We start from the raw sequence: 25,717 nt of genomic DNA on the forward strand, positions 1-25,717 counted from the left end.
GGCCTTAATCCGGCGAATGCTGCGGCAACCATTCGAATGGCTTACGCGCCGACCGAACGGTCCACAGTCACGCCGAGAACGATGAAAACACCTCGAATGATGAGCGCCATGTCTGAGAGGATTGTCCGGCGGCCATAATAAGAAAGATCGATCCTCGCCTTTGCCGGAAACAGGACCTCCTTGTAGAAGACAGTTGGCTCGACGTCTCGAGGATAAAAATGGGCCTCGTGGCGGAATACGATCTGAGCCGGACCGAACAGGCCTGGCTTATATTGCAGGACAGCTTCGTAGCCGTCCCTGAAGCACTCAGCGAATGACAAACTCTCTGGACGCGGACCGACCAGGGCCATTTCGCCTTTCAGAACGTTCCACAACTGCGGCAGTTCATCCATTTTGCTGAAAGCGAGAAACCTGCCCACCGTCGTCATGCGCTGATCATTGGCAAGGGTTAGCGCAAGGCCTCCCGCATCGCAGCGCGGATAGAATTTTCGGAATTTGTACATACGGAAAAGTTGACCGCCGGCGCCGATGCGCGGCTGAACAAAGAGCACAGGGCGCCCGCTTTCCAGCAGCAGCGCCACTGCGATAAGCAGCATCAGCGGTGACAGGACAACCAGCCCGACGAACGCGGCCATGATGTCCATGGCGCGTCGGCCAAATCCATGGCTTACGCAGCGCATTGCAAGCCGGCCAATGGGCATGTCGAACGCGTTCATGCTGCTGTCCCTGCCCGGACGCCGCTGTTGAGGGCGGATGCCAGGGCGTCCACGACCGCTTCCGCCACGGGAGATGTTATCTGCGGATGCAGCGGTATGGTCAGCTCACGGTCGGCGAAGTCCTCCGTGCGCGGCAGGTGAATTCCGGGAAAAAGCTCCCGGTAGAAGGTCATTTGATGCACAGGCGGGTAATGAATTGTCGTTTGTATGCCCTGCGCGCGCAACTCATCGATGACGTCCTGTCTATTGACGTAACGAGGCAAGAGAATCGGCATGATGTGATAGGCAGAGCTGCGCGGCTCGGCAAACGGCATCGAAACGGCCGGACAGCGCATCGCTATGAGACGTCGATACAATGTGACAAGGACCCGCCTGACCTCATTCCATTCCTGCAGATTGCGAAGCTGAACCAAGCCGATGGCAGCTCTCAGTTCATCCATGCGATAATTGAAGCCCAGCATGGTCACATCATATTGCGGCGTGCGGCTGTTCAATCTCTGCCGCGTGCCGGTGGTCATGCCGTGGCCACGAGCCTGGCGGATCTTCTCCCGCAGGTCGGGGTCGCGCGTAATGACCGCGCCGCCTTCAGCGGTGGTCATGTTCTTATTGCCGTAGAAGCTGAACGCCGCTCCCGCACCAAAGGTCCCAACCTCCGTCAGGCCAGGAGCATGTGCGGCGTCCTCGATGATGTAGAGCCCTCGCACGCTGGCAAATGTCTGCCACTCCTGTTTGTTCGCGAGATAGCCTGCGAAATGGACCAGGATTACAGCCCTGGTGCGGGAGGTGCAGCTTGCCTCCGCATCTTCGACCGACATCAGAGGCACGTCGTCGGATTCTATATCGACAAAGACGGGCTTGGCCCCGACGTACAAGACCGCATTTACGGTCGCCACGAAGGTCAATGAAGGCACCAGAACCTCGTCACCGGGCCCGATCCCAAGTCCATGGAGAATGAGGTGGAGAGCTGCGGTGCAGGAGTTGACCGCGACGCAATCGTCGGCGCCGTGCATCGCGGCGAACGCTTCTTCGAACGCCCTGACGCGTTCGCCCATCGTCAGCCAGCCGCTGTCGATTACTTTCGACAAAGCGGCCTTCTCCGGCACACCCAACAAGGGAGCACTAACCAAGAGCATCCCAACCTCCCGGTGAACTCTCGCGAGTAGAAAAGCGCCTCACGCGGCAGCCGCGGCGACCTCGATCGAAGCCGACTGCTCCTCCCAGGAAACCGCCTGAGCCTTCTGGAAGTCCTCGACGCGGCCAATGTCCAGCCAAAGCCCGTCATGCTTGTAGACGTGCACGACCTGCCCATCCTGGAGCATTTGCAGCATAAGATCGTCGAAGCCGAAGGGAATGCCGGACGGAATGAACTGCAGAACCGCCGGATCCATGCAGTAGATTCCCATGCTCACCAGATGCGTGAGCGAAGGCTTTTCGCGAAATACCTGAACAGTGTCATTCACCTCGTCGATGACGCCGAAGTCCATTTTGGTGACACGCGCCGCCGTCGCGATCGTAACCAGATCCTTGTGCGCCCGATGCGCCGCGACGAAACGGCTGAGGCTCAGATCGGTGAGCACATCGCCGTTGAGGACCAGAAACGGTTCGTCCAGTTCATCGCGGATCAAGGAGAGTGGGCCGATGGTTCCGAGCGGTTCCATTTCCTGCGTATAGCGTATCTTGAGGTTCCATTGCGAACCATCGCCACACACGCTGCGGATCAGATGGCCCAGGTAACCGGTCGTGACGTAGACGTTCTCAATGCCGTTGCGCCGCAACCATTTGAGCAGCAGCTCAAGCACCGGCCGGGCACCGATCGGCATCAGAGGCTTCGGCAGAACCGATGTGAACGGGCGCAGACGCATGCCCATTCCACCGCATTGGATAACCGCTTTCATTTGATACTCCCTGCGCACACGGCCGACACAGGCCGACAATCAAGCTCGGCGTCCGGAAATCTCACGCATGCGGCTATGCGGGTCCCGCCACCCGATCTGCCGAACGTGCTCCGAATTGAGCGAGAAATACGCTCAGCCTGTACGCCTGTCGTCGTGCGTTCGAATGGCGCTCAACTGGCCGACAGTGAAATGACGGGCGGTGCAGGAGCGTGGGCCCGGGCGCGGACGCAGCGATGGCTAGGGACCAAGGTCCGACTTTGCAATATAGTAAACGCAGAGTAGCTTTTTTCCTTCGGAAGAGGCACATTTCTGTTGGGTTCCGGCTTGGCGGACAAGTCCCGCATCGTCACAGAACTAGCCCCGTAGGCAAAAAACGTTCTGGACGCGTGTCATAGTCCCCGGGCCGAAAGCGTGTGCGTTGGGGTAAAATGTACAAAATCGTCATCGCCGATGATCACGGTCTCTACAGGCGTGGCTTACGGTTGGCGCTGACCGCCGGCATTGAAAGCGTTGAGATATTTGAGGCCGCGTGCTTCGATGCCGTGGTGGGGCTTCTTGCCGAACACGAGTGCGTCAGCCTAGCGATGCTTGACCTGAACATGCCGGGGCTCTTCACTCAGGAAGTGATTGGCGATGTTTTGGCTGCGTATCCCGACACGCGCTTTGCGATCGTTTCGGGAAACGATTCACGCTCTGAAATCCTGACCGCTCTCAATGTGGGGCTGCACGGCTATATCGTGAAATCGCAAAGTGACGAAGAGGTCGTCCTGGCGGTGAAGGAAATCCTGGCAGGCCGCATCTACGTGCCGGCGCTCCTGTCCCGGCACTTGGGAAGCCACGAGCAGTCCCTCGAGATCCGTCACGGGAGCATCGCCGGCGCCGGCGCTCTCGAAAGGCTCACATCGCGGCAAAAGGATGTACTAAGGCTGATGGCGGAAGGATATTCGAACAAGGAGATCGCGAGAGATCTCGATATCGCCGAGGCTACGACAAAGATTCATGCGGCGGCAATCATGCGGGAATTGGGGGTTCGAAACCGTACGGAAGCCGCAGTCCTGATAAAGACCTGGTTGGGAACGGTGTGAGTTAAGCATGCACTTCCTTCGAAGACAGTCGAAGGGAATATCGCAATCCATCCTCCCGCACCTCGAATTGCGAGGAATGGCCCACAAGGGGTGTTCCCTCGACTCCCAGAACCACAGATCCGAAACCCGGACGCCTGAAGGGAGCCGCGCGTCGGCGCCCTGTTTCTATCCACTCAAAAACAATCTCATCGCCCGCCTCGGCTGATGTGAACTCCCAACGTGCCTCAACCTTGCCGTGCGCATCGCCGAGCACGCCGTGCTTGATCGAGTTGGTCGTGAGCTCGTGGATAATCATTGCGAAGCTCTCCGCCGTTCCGCCTGAAATCCTGATGTCGGGGCCTGCGACTATCGTTCTGCCAGCGTCCGAGAAGGGCTTCAGTTCCTGCATGACGAGATCCCGGATGGTGGATGATCCATCCGCGCTACGCGTGAGCAGCATATGCGTCGCCGCAAGCGCATGAATTCGCTCGACCAGCGTCTCCTTGAACTTGGCGAGACTGCCCTCCGGTGCGTCCAGCATCTTCACTATCGCCGTGATGACGGGGAACAGATTGCTGAACCGGTGGCGCTGCTCCAGCATCAATTTTTCTTGCCGCCTTACCGCAGCCCGCAGCAGCGTGGTTTGACGTCGCTCGGTCAAATCCGCCGCGATGCCAACGCGCTGGTCTCGGCCATCCTGGTTTTCCTCGCGTCCCCGCAAGGCGATCCAACGGACTTGGCCGTCGGGTCGCTTGAGACGAATCTCCACGTCGTAATTGGCCCCCCGCGGGTCGGTTCCTGAAGGCGATGCAAGCTTACCCCAGTCCGCTGGGTGGACGATCGAAGACAGATCGGAAAGAGGGCGGAATGCCATCGGGGACAATCCAAGAATCTCCCAAAACTGGCGTGAGCCCGAGATGACGTCCTGGCCATAGTCTATGCGCCAGGTGCCCAACCGGCCGGCTGACAGCGCAAGGTCGAGCCATTCGTTTTGAGCTATGAGCGCTTCGCGGGCGGCTCTTCGCTCGGTTATGTCGTCTACGACTACAAACAGGCTGTCCGACGGCACCGTGTCGGACGCAGAAAGAGAAAGCGTCAACCAGGCCCAAAGCGTGCCGCCGTCGCTTCTGGTCAGGCGCATTTCCGAGCCGAACCACGGCGCTTCGGCCGTCAATGCGGCGAGCGAGTTTTTGAGCAGCGCTCGATCATCCTGATGGACAAGCTCGTCTATGCGCCGCCCGACAAGATCGTCTTCGATATAGCCGAGCAGATCGCTGAGACGTTTGTTCAGCCGTAGCAATTCTCCGCGGTCGTTCGCGGTCGCAAAGCCCAGCGCGGCTCGTTCAAAAGCGTGTCGGTAACGCGACTCTGCGGCTTCGACGGCAGCGAGCTTAACGTCCAGTGCGGCCCGTAAGCTCTGCCTGGAGCGATCGAAAAGAAAGGCAATCATCCCACCGGAAAGCACAAACAGGATGGCGCGCACCCAATCATCGGCGAGAGGCTGGCGATGCAAAATTATCCGAGCGCCCAGGCCGGCGGCCGCCATCAGGAACGTTGATCCGACTGCGATCCGGCGGCTTTCCAGGAAGGCGATGACAATTATCGCCGGAACAAATTCAAGAAAAGCCGGGTCTGTGGTGCCCGTTAAGGATACCCTTACCTCGAAGAGCAGCGTAGCGATCAGTACAGCCGTCGACGCTAGGTGAGTTCGCGACAGGATCGGACCTCCTCGGCAACCTCATCCAACCTACCTACAACTTTCGGTCTAGCCCGTCGAGCTTAGACCGTTGAGCGAGCAGCTAGTCCATCTGCTCGCTTTCGGATCGCCAAAAATCAAGGCCTTATAACATCAGCACCCGATCTTCTGACTGTCGGTCGTCCAGCACCGATAGCAGAAATAGAAACGAGGATGGAGGATTCATGAATCTGGTCAGCGGACAGAACGACACAAGATCTATCGCCAGGCCTGGCATGATACCGCCTGGTCCGGGCAGCCGGACTATGACTGCCTTTGCCAGGGGGGGCGCGCCTCGCAATACCCTCAGGCCGACCACGGCGAGCAAATACGTGCGGCCGTGTCTTGATTCAATAACCGGCATGCTTGAGCGCATAGGTTGTGGCTGGCTCGTGCTCAGCGAGTCGAAAAGAGTGCTTGAATGGAACTCAGCCGCCGAAACCATTCTCACGGCCTGTGCGGATTCTCTAGATTCCCCCGGCGATCTATCGGCGGCACTGAGAAGCCTGATAGCTGGTGTGCCTGCTCATTTTGCTGCCGGATCGCTGTCCTGGATCGTGATCCGCAGCGCCGGCGACCGGCCGGTCATCATGAATGAGGAAGGCGTCGTCACTCCCGATGGGTCGATCATTGTCGCACTCCTTGATCGCCAGCCGAGAACCGGACCCAATCCGGAAACCCTGCGGAAAATGTTTGGATTGACGGGCGCCGAAACGCATTTGGCGTTGCGCTTGGCGAGCGGCGATGCCCCCTTGGAAATTGCCGAGCGCAGCCGGCTCAGCCGGACCACGATCCGCACCCAGCTCGCCTCGCTGTTCGCCAAGACAGAGACGAGGCGCCAGGCGGAATTGGTCGCTCTTTTAGGGCGCATCTCGGTCCTGCCGTAGAACCTCCCGACCATCTGGCGCGCCTGGGTTTCCGGTAGCGCGCCACTGCTCCACGTCTGCGTCGAGTGTTTCACCGTTTCACGAAACGGCGAACCGCTCTATCTCTAGTGTCGACGCACTTCCGGACGGAATCCGCCCCATACTTTCCTGGGATTGCTCTGACGCAAATGACTGCGCCGCCCGGAATTGTTCCTGCGACATTCGCCGGATGAGATTCGTCGACCCGATGCGCCCGATGGTTCGCGCATGCTGCCGGCCATCGAGCTGTCATGCGAACGCGCGCACGATTCCTACGGTAGGCCCAGCATCACGGTCGCATCAGCGTTTGCGGGTCTGCACCGCGCCGAGTTTTGGTCGGATCCTGAACAGGTATTCCAGGGCATACTGGTTCGCGATCTTCATCACGGACGGCCGAAGGATCTGGACGGCATCTCGCATCGTCGTTCGCCAGGATTGATGTCGGAATCTGGCCGGGATGCGGGCGACCCGCAGCGCACGTAGAAGCGTCTCCGGTTTCGGGAGGCCCTTTCTATCCTCGATCAGATCCCAATTCAGCTGTTTGACGGCAAGAGTGACCTCATCCACGTCCTCGTAGCTTTTCGACGTCGTTATGCTCGGATGATGTGTCGCATCATAGAAGATCAGCCCTTCGTTGATTGCCACCATTTCGCCGTAACGGGCCAGATCAACAAAGAATAATTGATCGACGCCGGCCGGGATGGATTTATGGGCTCGCATCTGACACCCGGCGTGGATGACGGCGGTGTTGATCAGGAGCGTCGAAGGGATGATGCCAAGGCTCCTGGTCACCCGTACCAGATAGAGGTCCGTCAGGCACTGCTGGCTGGAATAGAGCGAAACCCGGTTTTGCTCCGGCGGGTCCGACCGCATCACGATCCGGTCTTCCTCGACAACATGCGCCGCGCAGGTCATGAACGCCGCCGACGGATATTTTACCGAGATTTCGGCAAATCTCTTCAGAGCTCCCGGGGCCAGCCAATCATCGTCATGCAGCAATTTGATCCACTTGCCTGTGCAGGCAAGCATGGCGTTGTTGGTGTTCTCCACCTGCCCTCGGCCTCTGCAGTTTTCGACGATCCGAATGCGCGGGTCGCGTCGCGCATACTCTTCCAAGATGGCCCAACTCGACCCCTTTTGCCCTTCGTCGTCGCTGACGACGAGTTCCCAGTTGGAAAAGTCCTGCCCCACGACACTGTCGATGGTGCGCCTGATGGTGTCCGGCCGGCGAAACGTCGGAACGGCAACGGAAATGAATGGGCGCGCGGGTGACGCGTCAACAGCATGAGCGACATTGGCCATAGGACCAAGCGCCGACAGATTTATTTCATTTTTGCCGCTGGCCACCGGCTCAAGCGACGGCACAGGTCTCTCAGGGCGCTCGTCGCTATTCAACAGGAGCTTCATCGTGCTGTTTCCTCGCGATTGGATACGGACTGGACAATGTTACCTGGGCCGGTTCGATGTCCCGTTTCAGAAGATACAGTGAGGCCGCGGTTTTAATGGCAAACCCAACCATCCCGCCAACAGCCATGAGATAAATGACGTCGATAGGTGCCCACCCTGCCTTGGCGCCGGCGAGCAGCGGACCGAAGACAAGCACCATCCGCGCGGCGTCGACGACCAGCCGCACTTCCTGCCGCCGCAACAGGGAAGGAACCTCGCTGAGCGGTGTCGACAATGCTTGCACGGCCCCCATGAATGCCAAAGCAGTCATGATTTGGGCCGTCGGAATCCAAGCCTTGCCCAAGAGCGGCACGACCAGGTATGGGGCGGCCAGCCCAAGCGCCAGTATCGGCAACGCAGAAAGACCGGCGGCAAGCATCAGTAGGCCGCGCGCGACGCCGAGCATATGCCCACGATCGCTGCTCTTGTTCGACTCGGCGACAAACACGTTGCTTAGCGGTGTGGCTATCAGCACGATAGGCCCAGTCACCAGCCGTGTCGCGACGCCGAGATAACCGGCAAAGGCGGCGCCGAAAAAGGAGCCGACTAGAATCGCGGGAAGATTGTTGATGGCGTAGCTCCCGAGGGTCGCGGGAATGTCGAACAGCGGGAATTTGTACTCCCTTTTGGCTTTGTCAAAGACGCTTCTCCACGGGGCCCGGACGATACCGCGCAGATCCTCCCAGGACAGGATCTGAAGACCGATGAAGGCAAGAAAGGCGAACTGGCTGAGGATATGAGCGTATACCATCGCCCCGCCCCCAAAACGTGCGAAACCAAAAGCCAATTGCAGCACGGCCATGGTTGCTGGCAGGATCAGCCGGCCGATGGCGAAGTTGCGCATCATGCCCGCCCGTAGCGCCCAGCAATTCATCGTTTCTACGAGTGCTGCGCCGCTCATCCCGATAGGCACCAGCCATACCAGGTGTCTGAGTTGGGCAGGCGCAGCACTCAAGAAGACCTGCCCGACCAAAAAGGTCAGCACACCGGTGGCGAACACGGCCAGCAGAATTAGCTTGACCGTGACATAGGTCTGCCCGGTGTCCTTGACCCCATAGAGAGAAGGTTCGAAGCGCAGCGCGGCGACGGCGCCCAGCATGTTGACGATCGAAAGATAAATCGTGAATACGCCGAAATCCGTCGGGGAATAAAGCCGAGTCAGCACCGGAATAGTCGCAACGAGAATAAGCTGGCCGGTGATGGCCATGGCCGATACCCCCCCAGCCGCGCGAATAACGTTGCGGATCGAGCTCGGCGGAATATCGATGATTGCTTTCTCAGCCCTGGGGACTTTGCTCGATCTCAGAATGTCGCTGGCCCTGTCTGACATGAGTTCGCGCTTCCGAGAGGCATGATTTTCGCGGTTCCGGGAGCTTACGATGGGCATCGGACGCCACCATCATCCATCTGAATGACACGATTTGGCGGAGCGGCTGGATCGCGAATTTGTGCTGTCCTGCCTGAGGTAAGCCGTCGCAAGGCGCGGCTCTCAAACTCCGGCATTCGCTACGACAAAGCGTGGGGAATACTTTGCGCCGCCGCTCCGCCGAATGATCTCATTCAGATGGATGATGGTGGCGTTCGGTGCCCATCCTAAGCTTGCGCCAATTCCATTGTTCAATGCGGAATCGCAGCTTCGGTCAGGCTTTAGGGACAAGCGAAATGACCATTTGTCCGGCGTGTTGCGGTACATCGACTGCGAAATTGTTCGAAGTGACGGCTGACGAAGCCTCTCGACATTTTCTCAACCCGCGCCAGGAACCCGATCGCTTTCGGAACCTGAAGAGCCACTTGTCGGATCTCTGGGGAAGCGACACATGCGATATCCGCAAATGCTCAGATTGCGGATTCGGTTTTGCAGATCCGTTCGTTGCAGGCGGGGTTGAATTCTACAACCTCGCCTGGGCGTATCCTTCCTATCCGACCATGAGATGGGAATATGCAAGAACCATCGAAGAACTAGCGGGCCTGCGGACTGACGGAAAAACGATTATCGACGTGGGTGCCGGCTTCGGGTATTTTCTCGATCGCGTCAAAAATAAATTCTTCAAAATTTCGGATATTTCCGCAGTCGATTATAACGAAACATCGCAGTCGATGTTGTCGTCAAAGGGTTTCACGACGTTCTCGAGCGACATTCGTGGAGACAGCTTTGACCAGTTGGAGGAATCATTCGACTTCATCTGCTTGTTTCAGGTGTTCGAGCATATGGACAAAGTGGACGACGTCTTCGCTCGATTGAAATTCCTGCTTAAGCCACAAGGGTCTGTCTTCATTGCGGTGCCAAATGAAAACAGAACATACTATATGGAGTCTCATGGATCCCTCATAGACATGCCCCCCAATCATATCGGCCGATGGACGAAGGAAGCCTTTGATGCGATTTGTCGGCGGCATGGCTTGCAACTGACCAAATGTGAGCGGGAACCCTTCAACCTGCTTAGTTTCCTCAAGCAAGATATTGTGAACAGCTATTTGCGTAAGGGAGAAAAGCCTGGCAGCCTGAGTGAGTTCGTCCGCGCCCTGCCGCGAAGCAAAGCTCAACGGATTGCGCAAGGCGTGACCGCTTTGGCGATTTCACCGTCACGCCTGCCGGCATGGGCATATGCGGTTAGCAACGCGTCGACGCTGGGCGGGAACGCACTCTGGGCGAGGATCGACAAAGTCTCCTCGCCGGTCGAAAAGGTCTCTTCGCCGAGCTACGGAGCCATCAAATCAGGCTGCAATGAACGGCCAGATCAATTCAAGGAAAGCGCGTAACAGTTTTTCCGCCCGGAGGAGTTCGGGTAGTCGCTTAGCGGGGGAGGCTGGCCCGATCAGTTGTCGCCATGCGAGCGAGGGAACGCTACAAGATCGCGTTGTGCCACTGGCCGCCCTGAACCGCAAAGTCATCAAAGATCAGCCGGGCGAAGCATCGAAGCCGGCGTGTTCGTTCGAATTGGTTGGGCCTTGTCAAGGTAGACCAGGGCCAGGGCAAGAAGGGCACCTTCCCACCCCGTATTTGAGAGGGATCCGGAACCAGTTCGAAGTTGAAAAGACTGCGGTCACCCCCAGGGCAAGCGGTGCCCAGGATGGTGCGTCATACGAACGGAACAGAAGATAGACAGCCGCGGCCATGAGGACGGAGGCCGCACGTTTGAAGAGCGCACGGCATTGCCCGCAACTTGCTCGCCCAATCGATCCAGGTCTCCCAATTCCTCAAGTCACCTTCTCGCGCAGGAGGTCGGCGCTGTCCCCGAGCCGATATCCGGCATGCTTTCTGAGATTCACCCGCGTAAGAACGCTCCCGACGGGTACTGGAACAGAATCTTCGCCCTGAAGCAGTTCCAGCACACCGCGAGCGACATGGCGTGGCGTCTTCGCCCACCGGACGGCGAAAAGCACCACGTCCGCCCATTCGGTGAGGAATCTGGCTTCCGGCCTCCCAAGCCCGGATGGCCCATTTAAGATAACGACGCTATAAACCGAGCGTAGCTCCTCCATCAGTTCGGACCCGTTCCCGCGGGACAGCAGGGTCAGCAGATCCTCCGAAGGGCCGAGGGTCATCAGGTCGACGCCGACTTCAGGCATGCCGGTGACAGCATCTCCCAAGGTACACCGATCGCAAACATAGTCCGCGAAAGAATGGCGAGCCTTGGGTCCACCATACTGGTTCAGAAACTCAAGAGTGAGCCAAGCGGCCTTGGGTTCAAGATCGACCACAAGGACTCGGCCGCCCAGGCGCGTCGCAACCAATGCCAAGCTCCATGCGAGCTCGGTCGCCCCATCCTCGGGCGTGCTGGATGTCACAAGCATGATCTGCGAGGAGCGAGCGCTCAGTCGACTTGGAGCTGCCGCGACAAGCAGCGACGTCACGGCGCGGCTGTATCCGGACTCCTGCTGGCCTAGTACCAACTGCTTCAGTCGCTTGGCGTGCGGGGTGGCGGCCTGCGGTATGAGCGCCAGGCACGGAACCCCGAGCGCCGCTTCAGCTTCAGCCTCGCCGCGTAAAGTGCGATCGAAGTGTCGGCGCAGGAGTACGAGAATTCCTCCAATCAGGCCGAACATGATCATGCCCGGTGGAACGAGGAAAATCGGCGGAAAAGTCGTTGGATTGGCAGGCGGCCACGCTGCAGAAAGAATTCCGACTCCGGGGTTGGGTTTTGCAATCTGCCGCTTCAAGTCCTGTTGACGGGCCAACAGGTCGTTGTATCGCTGCGTCAGGATGCTCACCTGCGGCTCGAGAGCGCGCAACCCGGAGAGCCGACCGGCCGTATCCGCCACAACCGCATCGAGAACTTTCTTGCGATCTTCCAGAGCCCCGATCTGAGCGCGATAAATGTCAACCTCAGCGGCAACACGAGCGAGAGCTTGCTCTACAGCACTGTCAACCGCTTTGCCCAGGCTCTTATCTGCCGGCGCGGCGGCTTGGCGAGCCGCAAGATCGGCCAATTCGGGCGTACCGATCGCCTGGGCCAGCGATGCGAACGGTGCGTTCTGCTTACGGAGATCCTGAATGCGCTGAAGGCGGGATTCCTGCGCGGCGAGGTCAGCCTTGGACATCGATATCTGCTGAGTGAGTTCGGCCGTCTCCTTGGCCGCGTTGTCCGCCGCACCTTGATCTACCGCGCCATGGGTCAGCCGGTACCTTTCAAGCCGATCCGTCGCTTCTGCGAGACTGTCTCGTATAGTCGGCAGCGTGGCAACTATCGAGTCGAGTTCCTGTTCGTCCGAAGCCTGATTTCTCCTTGCAAGATCGCCGATATATACTTGGACAAACGTATTGGCCACAAGAGCGGCTCGCGCCGGATCCTTGTCGGTAAAGCCGACACTGATCACTCTAGACTTCAGTTCCTGCCCAATCCTTATGCCCTCGCGCAGCACCTTTAGTTCAGCTGCATCTGGCTCCGCTGGCGTGCTTCGCGGCCAGATTTTTTCCAGCAGACCATCTAGAATCGAGCGCGATTTCGGCGGCTCGACGCGGCCAGGATTGGGAGAAGAGGTTGCGGTCGCGGCATCGGCTCGTTTTGTACCGTCGGCGGCTCCGGCAACATTGGCGGCATCTATTTTGCGCAGTGCCGCCACCACGCTTCGCAGATGGCTCTGCGACGAGAGCATGGTTATATGGTCGTCAATGCTGGATTCCAGCAAATCCTGGCTGGAACTCAAGCCGCCTGCCGGAGCCGCCCGGCTGGGCGCATCAACGAGCACCTGTGTGGTGGCCTCGTATAAGGCAGGCCGCGCAAGCCCCAAGAGCGCGGCAAGGACGCCGCCTGCGACGACCATGGCAAGCAGGAACCATTTTTTTCGTTGGAGGGTAATGAGGAGCTGATGGAGCGGCGTTTGCGTGTCCATCTGCTCTCCCAACGGCCGTCTCATGCGAGGGTTGATTTCGCGTACGGTCGGAGGCGCTTCGGTAGCATGCGGAAGATGGATGCGGCTAACCTTGGAACCTTCCATCTTATACTCCTGTAAGTTCGGGCATTTGAGAAAGCCCCGCTTCTGACACCGGCGACCTGCTCGCCTCTTCGTGCCAGGCCTGGAACATGAGCGCCGGCCACAATTCGCGCGAATGGTCGTGCTTGCCGTCGACGTGGTCTCGCCAGCACGCATCCACCTTCGCAAGGTCGAATATCCGGTCTCCGGAATTGCGCATGCCGGTGATAAGTTCGTTGGCCCAAATGCGCAGCGGACCTCTCAGCCAGACCGCTATGGGCACATCGAAACCTTGCTTTGGCCTGTCAATCAGCCGCTCCGGAAGGTAGCGATGCAGCAGGTGACGAAGGATCCACTTGCCGCCACCATTGCGAACCTTCACATTGGAGGGAAGGCGCCAGGCAAATTCGACAACCCGATGATCGAGCAGCGGGCATCGTCCCTCGAGGCCATTGGCCATAGTGGCGCGATCCAGCTTCACCAGTATGTCGCCGGGCAAATAACCCGCCATGTCGTCGTACAAGAGACGCGACAGCAACCCGTCGAGCTGCGGCGCACCATCGCTCGATGTGGGGAGCTTCTGCCGGGCGAGGTTTTCGACCGCCGATCCCTTCAGCCTCTGATACAACTCGTCTTCACTGGTTGCGGCGAGCAGCGGAGCAAGCCGATCAAGCCGGTCGCCGCGTAGCGCATGCCGCACACTCGCCGAAAGCGGCAGGTTGCCAACGATCTCGTGACGGACCGCGCGGGCAAGCAACCCTGCCCCGGCCGCCAAGGCCCGGCGCAACTGTATGGGCAGCCCCTGCTGCCGCTTCAGCCTCTCCGCCATGAAATGGCGGCCATATCCCGCGAAACATTCATCGCCGCCGTCACCCGACAGCGCCACGGTTACATGCTGGCGGGCCAGCCGCGCCACCAGCAGCGTTGGAATCTGCGATTCGTCGGCGAAAGGCTCGTCCCAGATACGCGGCAATTCTGGAATGACATCGCGTGCGGCGGCCGGGGAAAGGTGAAGTTCGGTGTGATCGGTTCCCAGGTGCCGTGCTACTTCGGCCGCATAAGGGGCCTCGTCGAAGCCGCCCTCGGCAAAGGCCACCGTGAATGTGCGCACCGGACTTCTGGATTGAGCCTGCATCAGCGCCACGACCGTGGAGCTGTCGATGCCACCCGACAGAAAGCCGCCCAATGGCACGTCGGCGATCATCCGTTCGCGAACGGCGAGCCGAAGCAGGTTGTCCAGTTCGTCGGTCAGATCCTCGTCGCTGCCGGCGATCTGGTTCTCACGGCCTTTGGCGGCGACCTCGGCCAGCGACCACCACTGTTTAACCCGGCGGCGAAGAGCGTCGGCGCCACCGGCTTCGGCCAAATCGGTGGGTCTGACGGAGAGCAGGGAACCGGGCGGCAGCTTGAACACACCCTGCCAGATGCATCTATGGTCTGGCACCCACCCTCTCGAAAGCATGGCAGCGGTCGCATCCAGGTCGAGCTCGGCGGAGAAACCCGGAAAGCACCGGATCGCCTTCAGCTCGGACGCAAAGACCAGAGCATGCCCGACCAATGCCACATAAAGCGGCTTTTTGCCCATTCGATCCCGTGCGAGATGAAGGGTTCTGGTCTTCAGGTCCCACAACCCAAACGCAAACATGCCCGCAAAGCGCTTAAGGGCGGCCTCGATGCCCCAAGCCTCGACCGCACACAGCATGACTTCCGTGTCGCCGGTGCCGCGAAACTGATGTCCGGCGTCCTCAAGTTCGCGCCGCAGGTCCCTGAAATTGTAAATCTCGCCGTTGAAGGTGGTCACATACCGGCCGCTAGCGGAACGCATGGGCTGACGACCTTTCGCCGAGAGGTCGACGATCGCCAGTCGCCGATGGCCCAGCGCAATGCCCGCTTCACGATCTGTCCAGAGCCCTTCGCCGTCGGGCCCACGGTGCCGAAGCGCCGACGTCAACTGGCCTATTGTCTCGAGCGGCTTCGTGTTCGCGGCGGCGGTAGCGAGGAGAATTCCAGAGATCCCACACATTACACAACCCTTATAGGCTCGAACCTCGGAGCGAACTCGCGAGGCCTGCCCGCAACAAGGCATAAGGTCAGCGCAAACCACACGATCGGGTGGCGGATGATCAGGTGCGGCATACTGAAGATGACGATCGACACCATAAGCGCCAACAGCGCGTCCAGCTTCGCGCGCCACGCCGACATGATGGCGGTGCCAACGAGCCAGACCAGCGCCAGAACGGAGATGACACCACCTTGAGTGTACAGATCGAGTATCGTGTTGTGGGCCTCAAAGGGTCGGGTCAGAAAATCAAACTGCCTCTGCCAGGTTGGGGGACGGTTGACATGCGGGCCCGGACCGAGGCCCATCGATCCTGTTTGCACGCCGTCCTCCAACGCCGCGCCCCAAAGATACAGGCGGAGCTCGGCGGTTTCTGCTGTCCCTTCGCCGCCATTGTCCTTGGTCAGGCTCTTGGCGAAGTTTTCGAGGGTGTTCGCCTCCGACAGAATGTAGGGAGTGATCGAGACCGCCATCGGTAAACTGCCGATGAGCAACAGAAGGACGGCTTGCCGCGAAAGACTGACTTTGTTGTCATCTGTCTTGAGCCATGTCCTGATTCTCAGCCCGAGGAACGTCAGGCACGTCAGAATGCTGGTATATAAATAGGCGTCACTCTTCGTCAGCCTTCCCACATAGAAGGTGAAGAACACGCTGGCGATGCCAAGGAGCCTAGCCCAACCATTGCTAGTGGTCGTCCCGAGATGCAAAGCCAGCGTGCCATAGATCGCGCAGTAGAGTGCGAGTTGATTTGGATTTTCCGACCAGCCGCGAAAACGATCCCAGTACCATAACTCGACATTAGACTGGGGGAGCCACCCCCAGCCTTGAGCCACCTGAATCGCAAGTGTCACATTCGCGATTGCGATCAACCACCACGCGCTGCGGCGCAAATGGCGACCGGCATCGGGCTCTGCGGCAGCCAGGCATGTAATGCAGGCCAACAGAAGATACGCTTCGGTATCGTGTACCAGTCCGGTCGAGTATACGATCGAGGTGAAATAGGCGACGACGGTGCCGAAAGCCAAAGCGACTGCCATCACCAGCCAGAAGCCGGCGAGTTTGGTCAGGGCAGGTGTAAGCACGGTACGCCCGCCGGCGAGTATCCGTCCGATCGACAGCACGATCCAGAGGACCAGAAACAGTTCGCCATAGCCGAAGGACGAGCCCGGAAGGATGAGCTGCGTCGCACCGGCCATCACGGCGCCAAGGGCAAGGAGCATGTCCCGGATCATCCGTGCATTCCACCCAGCCGGCGATCCGCCAGGTCGCGGCTAGGCGCAGTCGCGGATCGCGACCGAACAGCGCCCCCTTGGGATCTGGCGTTGATGGTTTTATCGTAGAGGTCGCAGTACTGGTCGACTATCAACGGCAACGCAAAGCGTTCCCGAACAACTGCGGCGGAGCGGCTGCCCAGAGTCGCTGCAAGGGACCGATCCGACAGCAGCTCGATTATGCGATCCGCGAGCGCATCGGGGTCGCGCGGCGCGACAAGGTAGCCGTTCCATCCGTCTTCGATGAAATCGCTGCAACCGGGCATTCTGGACGCAACTGTCGGCAATCCTGCGAGGCCGGCTTCCAGCAACACACGCGGGATCCCTTCGCGGTATTCGGTTGGGAAGGCAAATATGTCAGCCATGCCCAGAAGAGCAGGAACGTCCTGCCGTTTGCCCAACACGACCACGTGAGACGCGAAGCGCTCAAATTCCGATGCTTCGACGGCGAAGGGGCCCTCTGACTGCCACGGACCCACAAAGACGAAGCGTGCATTTGGTCTTTTGGCGAGAACTTTTGGAATCGCCGCGAGGAGGGTCGGTATTCCTTTTTGACGAGTCAACCGGCCGACAAACATGACGACTTCAGCCGACTGCAGTCCGAATTCCTGGCGCAATCTTGCCGCCGATGGACCAAGCCGTCTCGCGGCGGCGAATGCGCCGATGTCGATACCGGAACCGCCGATAAGGATACTGTCCCCGCGTCCGATCAGCCGATAGCGCTCAAAAAATGTCCGGTCGTCGCGGTTTTGGAAGACCGTCGCAGCAGTCCAGAGGGACGCAAGCCATTGCAGGCCGCAAAAGACCGGACGAAGAGCCAAGGCGCGCGGCTGGAGTGATGAGAACGTCCAGCCCAACCCGTTGATGGTGCGGACGACCGGTGCCTGTCCACGCACCGCCAGCGGCGTCAAGAGATTGGGCTTCGTATCGAAACTCTGGACAATGTCCGGACGCAGTTCCGATATCAGTCTGCGAAGTGTTCTGACCGTGCCAGCATTGCCGCCACCGGTGGCAAAGCGGTCAAACCTGTAGCTCCGGTGCGCGATGCCGTGGCGCAGGAATGGAGCTTCCTCGCCGCTTGAGACTGCCGTGACCCGAAAGCCCCTCTCGCGCATCTCCATGAGAAACGGAATTCTAAGCGCGTGATCCTCACCGCCGACGCAGACCAGGTGGGGCTTCATTTTGCCACCCCTCCCAAAAAGCTGCGGTCCGCCGGCCCAAAGTGGCTGGAACTTGGATAGTCTCTCATGGCCCGCTGTCTTTGCGAGGAATGCGTTCAATCGGTCATGAAAGCTACGGGGGGGTCCTAAGCTTGTCCTCGTCCGTTCGAATGACGGAACCAGTCGGTTCGGCGCGGGGATCAGGGCAATGGGTGTCGGAAACCGATGCGGGTTCGGCGAGAACGCCCAGGCGGTTTACTGCTGGCCGGACGAGAGATCTCTCGCTATCGAACGCGGGAATGGAGCCACAGCATGGCTCCTCGCAGGAAGCTGGTCATAGACGTGATCCCGACAGGACGCCGAGGCTCTATGATGGCCCAGTTCGCGATGCAAGCTGCGGTCGTTCAATGACGGTGTATTCATACGCCCGGTGCCGCCGGTCTTTTTCAAAGACCCGTATCCATCGGACCTCGGAGTTTCGCAGCGTAACGTCCCGATTGGTAGCGAGCTTTGCGGCCCGGAATGGCGTTGGCGCAACAATCTTGTGGGAGACGATCACCTTTCCGGCGAAGATCTCCTCGACCTCGTAGCTCGGCATGCCATCCTCCCGCACCCTTATCTCAGGCCAGCCAATCAAACTTCGATCGCGGGGAAATGTTCCACAAATTCGAGATAAAGGCGAGAGCTAGAGACCGGCACACGCGAGAGTTGATTAAGTTGGCAGCAGATTTGATGCCGGGAGCGGCAACTGAGGACCGCAGAGGAGACCAATGGGGTCGGCCCGCATTGGCTTTGCGAGCTTATCGGCCGGCGCGAGGCCGGTTCTGACGGCCAGACCGATAGGAGCCTCGGGCTCCTATCGGTAAGGCGCCTTGTCAGATCACAACAAAGGAGCTTTCGCCCAAGTGCAGATGTGGGGAGAGACTGGCAAACTGGACCTGCGCATGGCCGCCTGCTCCGTCGCTGTCGAAGGAAAGCGCTCCTGTCGCGCTGTTATAGATGATGTGATCGCTCGCATCATGTGCACCGCGGCCGATGTGGAAATCGCCGGCTGCAAGCGCGCCCTTCTGAAGCCCGGCGAATATGCCGTGGTCGAGATTGATCTTGTCTCGAGAGACGTCGAAATCGGCGATCCTGTCAATATTGTACTTTCCAAGCGCCGTGCTGAACACGAAGGCATCGTGTCCGCCATACCCCTTCAACAGGTCTGATCCGCCGCCGCCATTTATCTTGTTGTCGCCGTTGTTGCCAAGGATCGTCTGGCCGAACTCATTGCCGGTCAGATTGATGGCGGTTTTGCCTGCCGTTTTGGAGGTGGAGAGTTGCTCGACATGCGAGCCGGCGGACAGGGCATAGCTGACCGAGGCCATCACTTTGTCAAAGCCGCCACCGTTAGCTTCCATTATTTTGTCATGCGCATTGTTGACGTGATAGGTGTTGTTGCCCTTGCCACCCTGGATCACATGATCGGTGTGAGAAGGGTCTGTGCTTGTTGGCGGCGTCGCGCCGGATGTCGTGGGCGTCGGGCTGGATGTCGGCGGCGTCGCGCTGGACGTCGGCGGCGTCGGTTCGGAGGCTGGCGGCGTGGGCTCGGAAGTTGTCGGCGGCGTCGGCTCAGTGGTCGCGGGCAGCGTCGACGACGTCGAGCTGGTGTTGTGCTCGCGGAAGATTGCCTGCAATTCCGTAGAGTTCTCAAGCGCGGTGTCGCCGTTCTGCGCACCCCATGCATAGGTGTAGTCGAACGCCGGCGATGGGACCAGCTTGGCCCAGTGATCAAACACTGCCTTCGCCTGCTCGGCGGTCGGGACCGCGAAGGCAGAGCCGCTTTCGCTTACCCAGTTTCCACCGCCGAAAGCCTGGAATTCCGGGACGATACGGTCAGCCGGAATGCCTGCTGCAACCGCGGCCGTAACCAAGCGATCGATCATGGAGTAGTCAGGAGTACTGCCCGTATCGGAATGGATCACATAGGCACCCATCCCGTAATAATCGATGCCCGTGTTCGCCGGATTGTAAGTGTTGGCGAAGCTCGGATTGGCGTTGGACCCCATGTTCATCATCGAGATAAAGGTCTTTGCGCCCGGGAAGTGAGAATGAATCCAGTCGGATTCGGCCTTCAGATTTGCCGCGGTCGCCAGCGGATGCCAGTGACCGGTCGGGTCGGGCTCGTCGCAGAGGTAGAATCCGAACACCTTTGGATTGTTTAGGAAAGGGGTGACTTTATCAATGAAGGACGAAGTGGCGCCATCACGGGCGTTGAGATAAACCAAGGCCTTCATTCCGTCAGGTAGCGCGTTTACCTGCGAAACATATTGAACATCGACGAGATTGAATCCTGCAGCTGCCACGTCGGCGGTAGATCCACCCGCGGCATAATGGAGAGTTGCCATAGGCGCTCCTTCTTTCTTTTTGATTCGGCGAGGCCCCCCGGCGCCGCCTGAGTAGACGAAAGTTACATTAGGAAAAAGTCACATACATATTTCGCCAGTCAAAATAATTGATCGCGTCCAGTTCCGTCTTAGATCTCCTGGAGAAAAAACTCAGCGTTTTCAGTCCGGTCGCGCTTCGTTAGTCGGCGTATCAGGAAGCGTATCTCCCGGTATTATCCCCAATTTTCACCGATTCAGCCGCTCCCATTTTGGGACAGGTCACGATTTCGCTTCATTTCGATTAAAGTAGGCTACATTAGTGACGCCTCACGTCCGGCAATCGCTCGGACCTGACATATCCATGCAGTCAAGCTTCCCATATCGGGCAGGGCCAACAAAGCCGCGCGGTTTCCGCGTGAATCGGAAGGCAATGAAGACAAAGCAAGAATTCTCCTCTCTTTTACGGATCGCAATGTCGGACTGCGCTCAAGGCTTGTTTGGCGTTGGGCTTTTTTCAGCGGTGACGAACCTGCTGGCGCTGACCGGGTCCCTCTATATGCTCCAGGTCTACGATCGGGTGCTGCCCTCCCAGAGTGTTCCGACCCTGGTCGGGTTGACGATTGGAATGCTGGGCCTTTACGCGGCCTACGGGCTGCTCGATTTCGTGCGGCTTCGTCTCTTGGTCCGCATTGCCAGCCGGCTTTACAGAAACCTGCACCAAAGGGCATTCGCGATATCGGTGCTTCTGCCGCTCAAGGCCGGACGGGAGGCGGACAGGCTCAATCCGTTGCGGGATCTTGATCACCTGCGTGGCTTTCTCTCGGGATCCGGGCCGACCGTCATTTTCGATGCGCCTTGGATTCCTTTCTATCTGCTGATCATCTATCTGCTGCACCCGTCGCTTGGCGTGCTGGCGACGATCGGCGCTCTTGTCGTGGTGGCGCTGACCGCGGTCGCGGAGATCTTCGGTCGCGGGCCTGCCAGACTGACATCCGAAGCCATGATCTCGCAGCGCGCCCTCGCCGAGTCCGGCCGCCGCAATGCGGAGGTTGTCCACGCGATGGGCCTCTCTTCCAGACTGGCCGGACGCTGGAGCGACATCGTTCATAGCTACCTGACGCATCAGGAGCGGCTCTCCGACATCATTGGAGGGACCGGTTCATTGTCGAAAGCGCTGAGGATGGCGCTGCAGTCTTCAGTGCTGGGCCTCGGCGCCTATCTGGTCATCGGCGGCGAAGCGTCCCCCGGTGTGATCATCGCATCGTCGATATTGCTGGGCCGCGCGCTTGCTCCGGTCGATGCGGCGATCGCAAACTGGAAAGGCTTTCTGGCGACGCGGCATAGCTATTTCCAACTCAAGACGATGTTCGACTCGTTCGAGGACCCGATCGAACCCTTGGAATTGCCCCGGCCGCAAACGCGGCTGACCGTCGAGACGTTGACGGTAGCGCCGCCCGGCACGCCAAAGCCGACCGTGCTCGACGTAAGTTTCCAACTGTCTCGCGGCGCGGGCATGGCCATAGTTGGCCCGAGCGGTTCCGGGAAGACGACGCTCGTGCGGGCCTTGGTCGGAGCCTGGAGGCCGCTCAACGGCAAGGTAAGGCTGGACGGGGCCCCTCTCGATCAGTGGGACCCGGATTCGCTCGGCGCTCATATCGGCTATCTGCCGCAGGACGTTGAGCTTTTCAATGGTACAGTGGCGGACAACATCTCGAGGTTCGGCGGCAAGAGCGATCCCAAAGGCGTGCTCGCAGCCGCGAGAGCAGCGGGCGTCTATTCGATGATCATGCATCTGCCGGAGGGTTTCCAAACCCGCATCGGCGAGGGAGGCAGGGCCCTGTCGGCAGGCCAGAGGCAATTGATCGGTCTCGCCAGGGCGCTCTATGGCGAGCCGTTTCTGGTCGTTCTGGACGAGCCTAACTCAAATCTCGATGTCGAAGGTGACGCCGCACTTGCCGGAGCGGTTCTGGCCGTGCGTCAACGCGGAGGCATTGTGATTGTTGTCGCCCACCGCCCGTCCGCTCTCACCAATATTGATCAGGTTCTGGTGCTGGCCAACGGCATGGTCCGCTCGTTTGGCTCCCGCGAGGAGGTCTTGTCGAGCATGGCGCGACCACCCGCTCCCGCCAGCCACCGTCCGATCATTCCGACCCAAAGAGGAGTGAGCGGCCATGCGTGACGTCTTGCCTCGCGTTTTTGCGGACCTGCGGTCCTATGCTGGCTTCGGTGCTGCTTCGCGCTCCACAGGCGCGAACGTGTTGAAGCCGCCCGGCAGCCTCGGTCCAAGCTTGGCTCTTGGCCTGGGGGTGACTTGCCTGCTGGTGGCTGGCGGAGGGCTGTGGCTCGGCTTGACGGAGATTGCCGGTGCCGTGATCGCCCCCGCGACCGTGGTGGTTGAAAGCAACACCAAGAAGGTGCAGCACCAGGCCGGCGGCACGATCAGCGGCATCTTTGCACAGGATGGCGATCATGTCCGGGCGGGCGACGTATTGGTCAGGCTGGATGATACGCTGGCAAGCACAAACCTTCAGATCATCAGCGAGGATTTCGATCGCGCCACAGCGCGGCTTGCCCGTCTGGAGGCGGAGCGTCAGGGGCTGACGACGATGCAGCTTCCAGCCGCTCTTCAAGCGGAGATGAACAAGCCAAGCGTGGTGGCGCTGGTCAATGGTGAGCGCGCCTTGCTCGAGACGCGGGCTTCGGAATTGGCCGGTCAAAAAACGCTTCTTCGCAGCCAGACCGAACAGATCCAGCGACAGCTCGAAGGCCTAAAGGCCCAGCAGGCCGCGATGGACGAATCCGCGGCTTTGCTAGGCCGCGATCTCACCGATGTAGACGCGCTCTACTCCAAGAAACTAGTTTCGAAAGAGAGGCTCAGCAACGTCAGGCTGGACGCGACACGCGCCAAAGGAGAGTCCGGGCGGCTGGCGGCGGCCGTGGCGGAAGCGCAGGTCAAGATCACCGAAACCGAGTTGCAGGTTCTGCAGCTTGACGAGCAAAGGCGCAGCGAAGTAACCAAGGAGCTGCGCGAAACGGAAGCCAAACGGACCGAGCTCGCCGAACGCAAGATCGTGGCTCAGGACGAGCTGACCAAAACTGAAATCCGCGCCCCGCAATCGGGAACGATACAGCAATCCACTGTCCACACGATTGGCGGTGTAATCGCTCCAGGGGAATTGCTGATGACGATCGTCCCCGATACGGACGATCTTGTCGTGGACGCGCTCATTCCTCCGGCGCGGGTGGATGATGTTCAGCCAGGTCAGCCGGTCTCAATCCGTTTTCCGGCATTCGATGCCGGCACGACACCCGCCTGCGAGGGCGCGGTGAAGTGGATTTCCGCAGACCTGATCAAGGACCCGCAGCGCCAGCTCTCCTACTTCTCGGCACGCATCAGCGTCGACAACAAGACGGGGTGCCTGAGGGATGCGAAGGTGCTCAAGCCCGGCATGCCGGCCGAGGTTCATATAAGCACAGGCCAGCGCAGTGTCTGGTCTTATCTGCTGAAGCCGCTCACCGACCAAATGTCACGCGCTTTCCGGTAGGCAAACACAGGGTCCGATCCGGCGCTTGCGCCGCCGCCACTCCTTCATACCTGCGCGTCTTAAAGCGCGTCGCGCTGAAACGGATTCAGGCGACGCGCTTTAAGTCTTTGTTTTTGATGCATGTCGTTGTCCCAGAACCGCCGCACACTTTCTGCGCGACATGCTTCAGCTTCCGGAAAACGAGGCGTGCCCGCCTGACCGCACGTCCTTAGGCCGTCGGCGTCCTTCGTTCGCATGGCAAAAAAATCAGCAAGAGCTGATATGTCTTGGTTCAGCCGGCGCCATGTTTTTCGTTCCAGCGCCCACCGGTCAGGCCCGGCGCATTGGCGACTCGAGCCGCCAGAGTGCCGGGCCGCTCGGTGCAGAACCGCCGAGCGATGAAACAGGCAGTCGGGCTGAATGGATGGGAATCCCATTGTCGGCGCGTTATGGGCGCCGGAAAACTCCTAACATCCGCATCGTTCCGTCCGGCTACCCGCTGATCGATCGGAAGTGAGCCGCGGCACCTTGATCCTCGGTACGGCCTTTTTCGGGTTCTTTTCACCCGCACGGCCACGGTTGCGCCTGAAAGCCCGCTATGGCTGGAGCAGAACGCCACCATATTGCGCCCAAAGGTGTTCGCAATCCCACGCCCTCAAACTTGGCGTTCCTGGTTCGCCATACAAGACCATTGCATTGCGAACATCGTATCCAAGCACTGATGCGTTAGCGACGAACTGGATGGCTCGTCCTAAGCTGATGGCGCTGATCCGGGTTTCGATTTTGCTGTTGAGGTCGATGATGCCGAAAACCTCAGCGCCTGCACCTCTGCCGGCCAAAACAGCCGTTGAGATCGCATCATCCAAGGCAAGGAGCATCGCGCAGTCCCCCGCAACCAACCGCTCATAATCTCAACACGCGAAATTTGTTCCGGCTCGATACGAATAATAGGGAAGCGTGCAGAAATAAGCAGCCCGGTCGGCGGGAACATTGGGGACGGCGCGCGTTAAACGAGGATGGCGATGGTACCGTTGGCTGGGCTCGAACCAGCGACCCCCAGATCCACAATCTGGTGCTCTAACCAACTGAGCTACAACGGCACGCGTGCCTGAGCTGGATCGAGGTGAAGCGTCTTTCTCCGTGATCCGCCCTGTCGTTCGGCGATGCGTCAAATACGGGCTATCGGATTCTAATTCAAGGGCCTTGATGAGGTAAAGGACGGGTTTCCTCATCCGCCTACGTCAGGGCAAAGAAAAGGCCGGCGGGAGGAGGTGCCGGCCTTTTCCTGTTCCGAGCCAGCGGGAGGAGGTGCTGGCTGGTCACCCCGGAGACGGAGGGAGGAGGTTCCATCCCCGGGTATCTGATCTTCAACCCTATCGCACGACTATTTGTCTGACGAAATGCGACGTTTTGATGCATCGCAGGGTTGCGCGCCGAAATCAGGCAGCCTTGACGTCCTTTATCGCCTTCTCGAAGGCGGTCTTGACCGGCTTGGAGACATCCTCGACCGCTTTGGTGGCAACGGTCTGGAATTCCTTGGCCTGCTCGACAGCCATTTCGACGCGCTTGCGCAGGAACGCGGTCTGCAGTTCGACGACTTCCGAAAGTGTCTTGGCGCCGACAAGGGCTTCGAGGTGCGAGAAGTTGGCCTCGGCATTGGCGCGCAGCGCGGCGATGGCCTTCAGGGAAACGTCGCTGGAAACGGTCTTGGCGGTCTCGTAGGTCGACTCCAGAACCTTCTGGGTCTCCTCGGCGCCGGTCTTCAGCTTGGCGTACGCTTCCTTCGACTGCTCGACGCCCTTCTCGGCGAAGGCGCGGATCTGGTCGGTGGCCTTGGAAGCGTCGAAGCTCGGGAATTCGACGTTTTCGATGGTCTCTGCGGTCTTGGCAGTGGTCTTGGACATTTTCCAACCTTTTCGGGATAGCGGCTTTGACAGAAAGCCGTCTCGTTCATGTATGGTGGCAATATAACGGTTTCTTTGTGCGTTGCAACATCTTTGTTGCAGTGCACCATAAAAATCTTCCCATACGTCAGCCGTAAGGGCCGTTAACCACGAGCCCAGAGATTTCGACCGATGCAAGCCCAGGCTTGTGGACCTCAAGGCCACGGGCTTTTATTAACAAAGCGTTAACTGAAAATGCCCGCTCCGGAGGGTCG

Annotated in this window: 18 protein-coding genes and 1 tRNA gene; 5 read left to right on the top strand and 14 right to left on the bottom strand. The window is 59.4% G+C overall.

All coding sequences use genetic code 11. From position 1 onward, the window contains the following. Nucleotides 1-41: 41 nt before the first annotated feature. The 3 genes from LB553_RS18960 to LB553_RS18970 are packed head-to-tail and all read right to left on the bottom strand — an operon-like array spanning nucleotide 42 to nucleotide 2,611. The gene (locus LB553_RS18960) at nucleotides 42-716 is read right to left on the bottom strand and encodes a sugar transferase (protein ID WP_224515739.1); all 675 of its coding nucleotides are present in this window, start codon (nucleotides 714-716) and stop codon (nucleotides 42-44) included. Then, nucleotides 713-1,849, bottom strand: coding sequence for a DegT/DnrJ/EryC1/StrS family aminotransferase (locus LB553_RS18965; protein WP_224515740.1), 1,137 nt, complete (start codon nucleotides 1,847-1,849; stop codon nucleotides 713-715). The genes LB553_RS18960 and LB553_RS18965 overlap by 4 nt, the downstream gene beginning before the upstream one ends. Before the next feature lie 39 nt (nucleotides 1,850-1,888). Continuing rightward, nucleotides 1,889-2,611, bottom strand: coding sequence for a nucleotidyltransferase family protein (locus tag LB553_RS18970; protein ID WP_224515823.1), 723 nt, complete (start codon nucleotides 2,609-2,611; stop codon nucleotides 1,889-1,891). A gap of 428 nt (nucleotides 2,612-3,039) precedes the next feature. On the opposite strand from LB553_RS18970, the gene LB553_RS18975 reads away from it, so the two are divergent. Then, nucleotides 3,040-3,696: a LuxR C-terminal-related transcriptional regulator gene (locus LB553_RS18975; protein WP_224515741.1), complete on the top strand. Its 657-nt coding sequence runs from the start codon at nucleotides 3,040-3,042 to the stop codon at nucleotides 3,694-3,696. Nucleotide 3,697: 1 nt separating this feature from the next. Here the strand turns inward: LB553_RS18975 and LB553_RS18980 are convergent, their stop codons facing one another. Next, a complete protein-coding gene (locus tag LB553_RS18980; RefSeq protein WP_224515742.1) occupies nucleotides 3,698-5,221 on the bottom strand; it encodes a sensor histidine kinase in 1,524 nt (507 codons plus the stop codon). Nucleotides 5,222-5,772: 551 nt separating this feature from the next. Here LB553_RS18980 and LB553_RS18985 point away from each other — a divergent pair. Further along, the gene (locus LB553_RS18985) at nucleotides 5,773-6,297 is read left to right on the top strand and encodes a helix-turn-helix transcriptional regulator (RefSeq protein ID WP_224515744.1); all 525 of its coding nucleotides are present in this window, start codon (nucleotides 5,773-5,775) and stop codon (nucleotides 6,295-6,297) included. A 318-nt stretch (nucleotides 6,298-6,615) separates the two neighbouring features. Here LB553_RS18985 and LB553_RS18990 read toward each other — a convergent pair whose 3' ends face one another. Continuing rightward, nucleotides 6,616-7,722 (bottom strand): glycosyltransferase family 2 protein, encoded by a 1,107-nt coding sequence (locus LB553_RS18990; protein WP_224515746.1) that lies wholly within the window; start codon nucleotides 7,720-7,722, stop codon nucleotides 6,616-6,618. After that, a complete protein-coding gene (locus LB553_RS18995; RefSeq protein WP_224515748.1) occupies nucleotides 7,703-9,091 on the bottom strand; it encodes a lipopolysaccharide biosynthesis protein in 1,389 nt (462 codons plus the stop codon). Before LB553_RS18995 ends, LB553_RS18990 begins: the two co-directional genes overlap by 20 nt. Nucleotides 9,092-9,474: 383 nt before the next feature. Between LB553_RS18995 and LB553_RS19000 the strand changes: the two genes are divergently transcribed. Next, on the top strand, nucleotides 9,475-10,521 hold the full coding sequence (locus LB553_RS19000; RefSeq protein WP_224515824.1) for a class I SAM-dependent methyltransferase: 1,047 nt from the start codon (nucleotides 9,475-9,477) through the stop codon (nucleotides 10,519-10,521). Nucleotides 10,522-10,959: 438 nt separating this feature from the next. Here the strand turns inward: LB553_RS19000 and LB553_RS19005 are convergent, their stop codons facing one another. From LB553_RS19005 to LB553_RS19025, 5 genes are all read right to left on the bottom strand, one after another. Continuing rightward, nucleotides 10,960-13,095 carry a GumC family protein gene (locus LB553_RS19005; RefSeq protein WP_224515752.1) on the bottom strand — a complete coding sequence of 712 codons (2,136 nt, stop codon included), beginning with the start codon at nucleotides 13,093-13,095 and terminating at the stop codon, nucleotides 10,960-10,962. Nucleotides 13,096-13,201: 106 nt separating this feature from the next. Then, the gene (asnB, locus tag LB553_RS19010; protein WP_224515755.1) at nucleotides 13,202-15,199 is read right to left on the bottom strand and encodes an asparagine synthase (glutamine-hydrolyzing); all 1,998 of its coding nucleotides are present in this window, start codon (nucleotides 15,197-15,199) and stop codon (nucleotides 13,202-13,204) included. Continuing rightward, nucleotides 15,199-16,467, bottom strand: a complete 1,269-nt coding sequence (locus tag LB553_RS19015; protein WP_224515758.1) for an O-antigen ligase family protein — start codon at nucleotides 16,465-16,467, stop codon at nucleotides 15,199-15,201. The genes asnB and LB553_RS19015 overlap by 1 nt, the downstream gene beginning before the upstream one ends. Further along, complete coding sequence (locus LB553_RS19020; RefSeq protein ID WP_224515759.1) at nucleotides 16,464-17,687, bottom strand: glycosyltransferase family 4 protein; 1,224 nt, start codon at nucleotides 17,685-17,687, stop codon at nucleotides 16,464-16,466. The genes LB553_RS19015 and LB553_RS19020 overlap by 4 nt, the downstream gene beginning before the upstream one ends. 854 nt (nucleotides 17,688-18,541) lie before the next feature. After that, entirely contained in the window at nucleotides 18,542-20,056 is a 1,515-nt protein-coding gene (locus LB553_RS19025) for a calcium-binding protein (protein ID WP_224515763.1), read from the bottom strand. 409 nt (nucleotides 20,057-20,465) lie between these two features. On the opposite strand from LB553_RS19025, the gene LB553_RS19030 reads away from it, so the two are divergent. Together LB553_RS19030 and LB553_RS19035 are read left to right on the top strand one after the other, a co-directional pair. Continuing rightward, nucleotides 20,466-22,214, top strand: coding sequence for a type I secretion system permease/ATPase (locus tag LB553_RS19030; RefSeq protein WP_224515766.1), 1,749 nt, complete (start codon nucleotides 20,466-20,468; stop codon nucleotides 22,212-22,214). Further along, the gene (locus tag LB553_RS19035; protein WP_224515767.1) at nucleotides 22,207-23,580 is read left to right on the top strand and encodes an HlyD family type I secretion periplasmic adaptor subunit; all 1,374 of its coding nucleotides are present in this window, start codon (nucleotides 22,207-22,209) and stop codon (nucleotides 23,578-23,580) included. The genes LB553_RS19030 and LB553_RS19035 overlap by 8 nt, the downstream gene beginning before the upstream one ends. A gap of 575 nt (nucleotides 23,581-24,155) precedes the next feature. Here LB553_RS19035 and LB553_RS19040 read toward each other — a convergent pair. From LB553_RS19040 to LB553_RS19050, 3 genes are all read right to left on the bottom strand, one after another. Continuing rightward, nucleotides 24,156-24,437 carry a hypothetical protein gene (locus LB553_RS19040; protein WP_224515768.1) on the bottom strand — a complete coding sequence of 94 codons (282 nt, stop codon included), beginning with the start codon at nucleotides 24,435-24,437 and terminating at the stop codon, nucleotides 24,156-24,158. Nucleotides 24,438-24,582: 145 nt separating this feature from the next. Continuing rightward, nucleotides 24,583-24,659, bottom strand: a tRNA-His gene (locus LB553_RS19045). A gap of 339 nt (nucleotides 24,660-24,998) precedes the next feature. Next, nucleotides 24,999-25,463, bottom strand: a complete 465-nt coding sequence (locus tag LB553_RS19050) for a phasin (protein ID WP_224515769.1) — start codon at nucleotides 25,461-25,463, stop codon at nucleotides 24,999-25,001. Between the last annotated feature and the right edge of the window lie 254 nt (nucleotides 25,464-25,717).

It is taken from the genome of Mesorhizobium sp. CA8 (genome assembly GCF_020164955.1).
Lineage (GTDB): Bacteria > Pseudomonadota > Alphaproteobacteria > Rhizobiales > Rhizobiaceae > Mesorhizobium.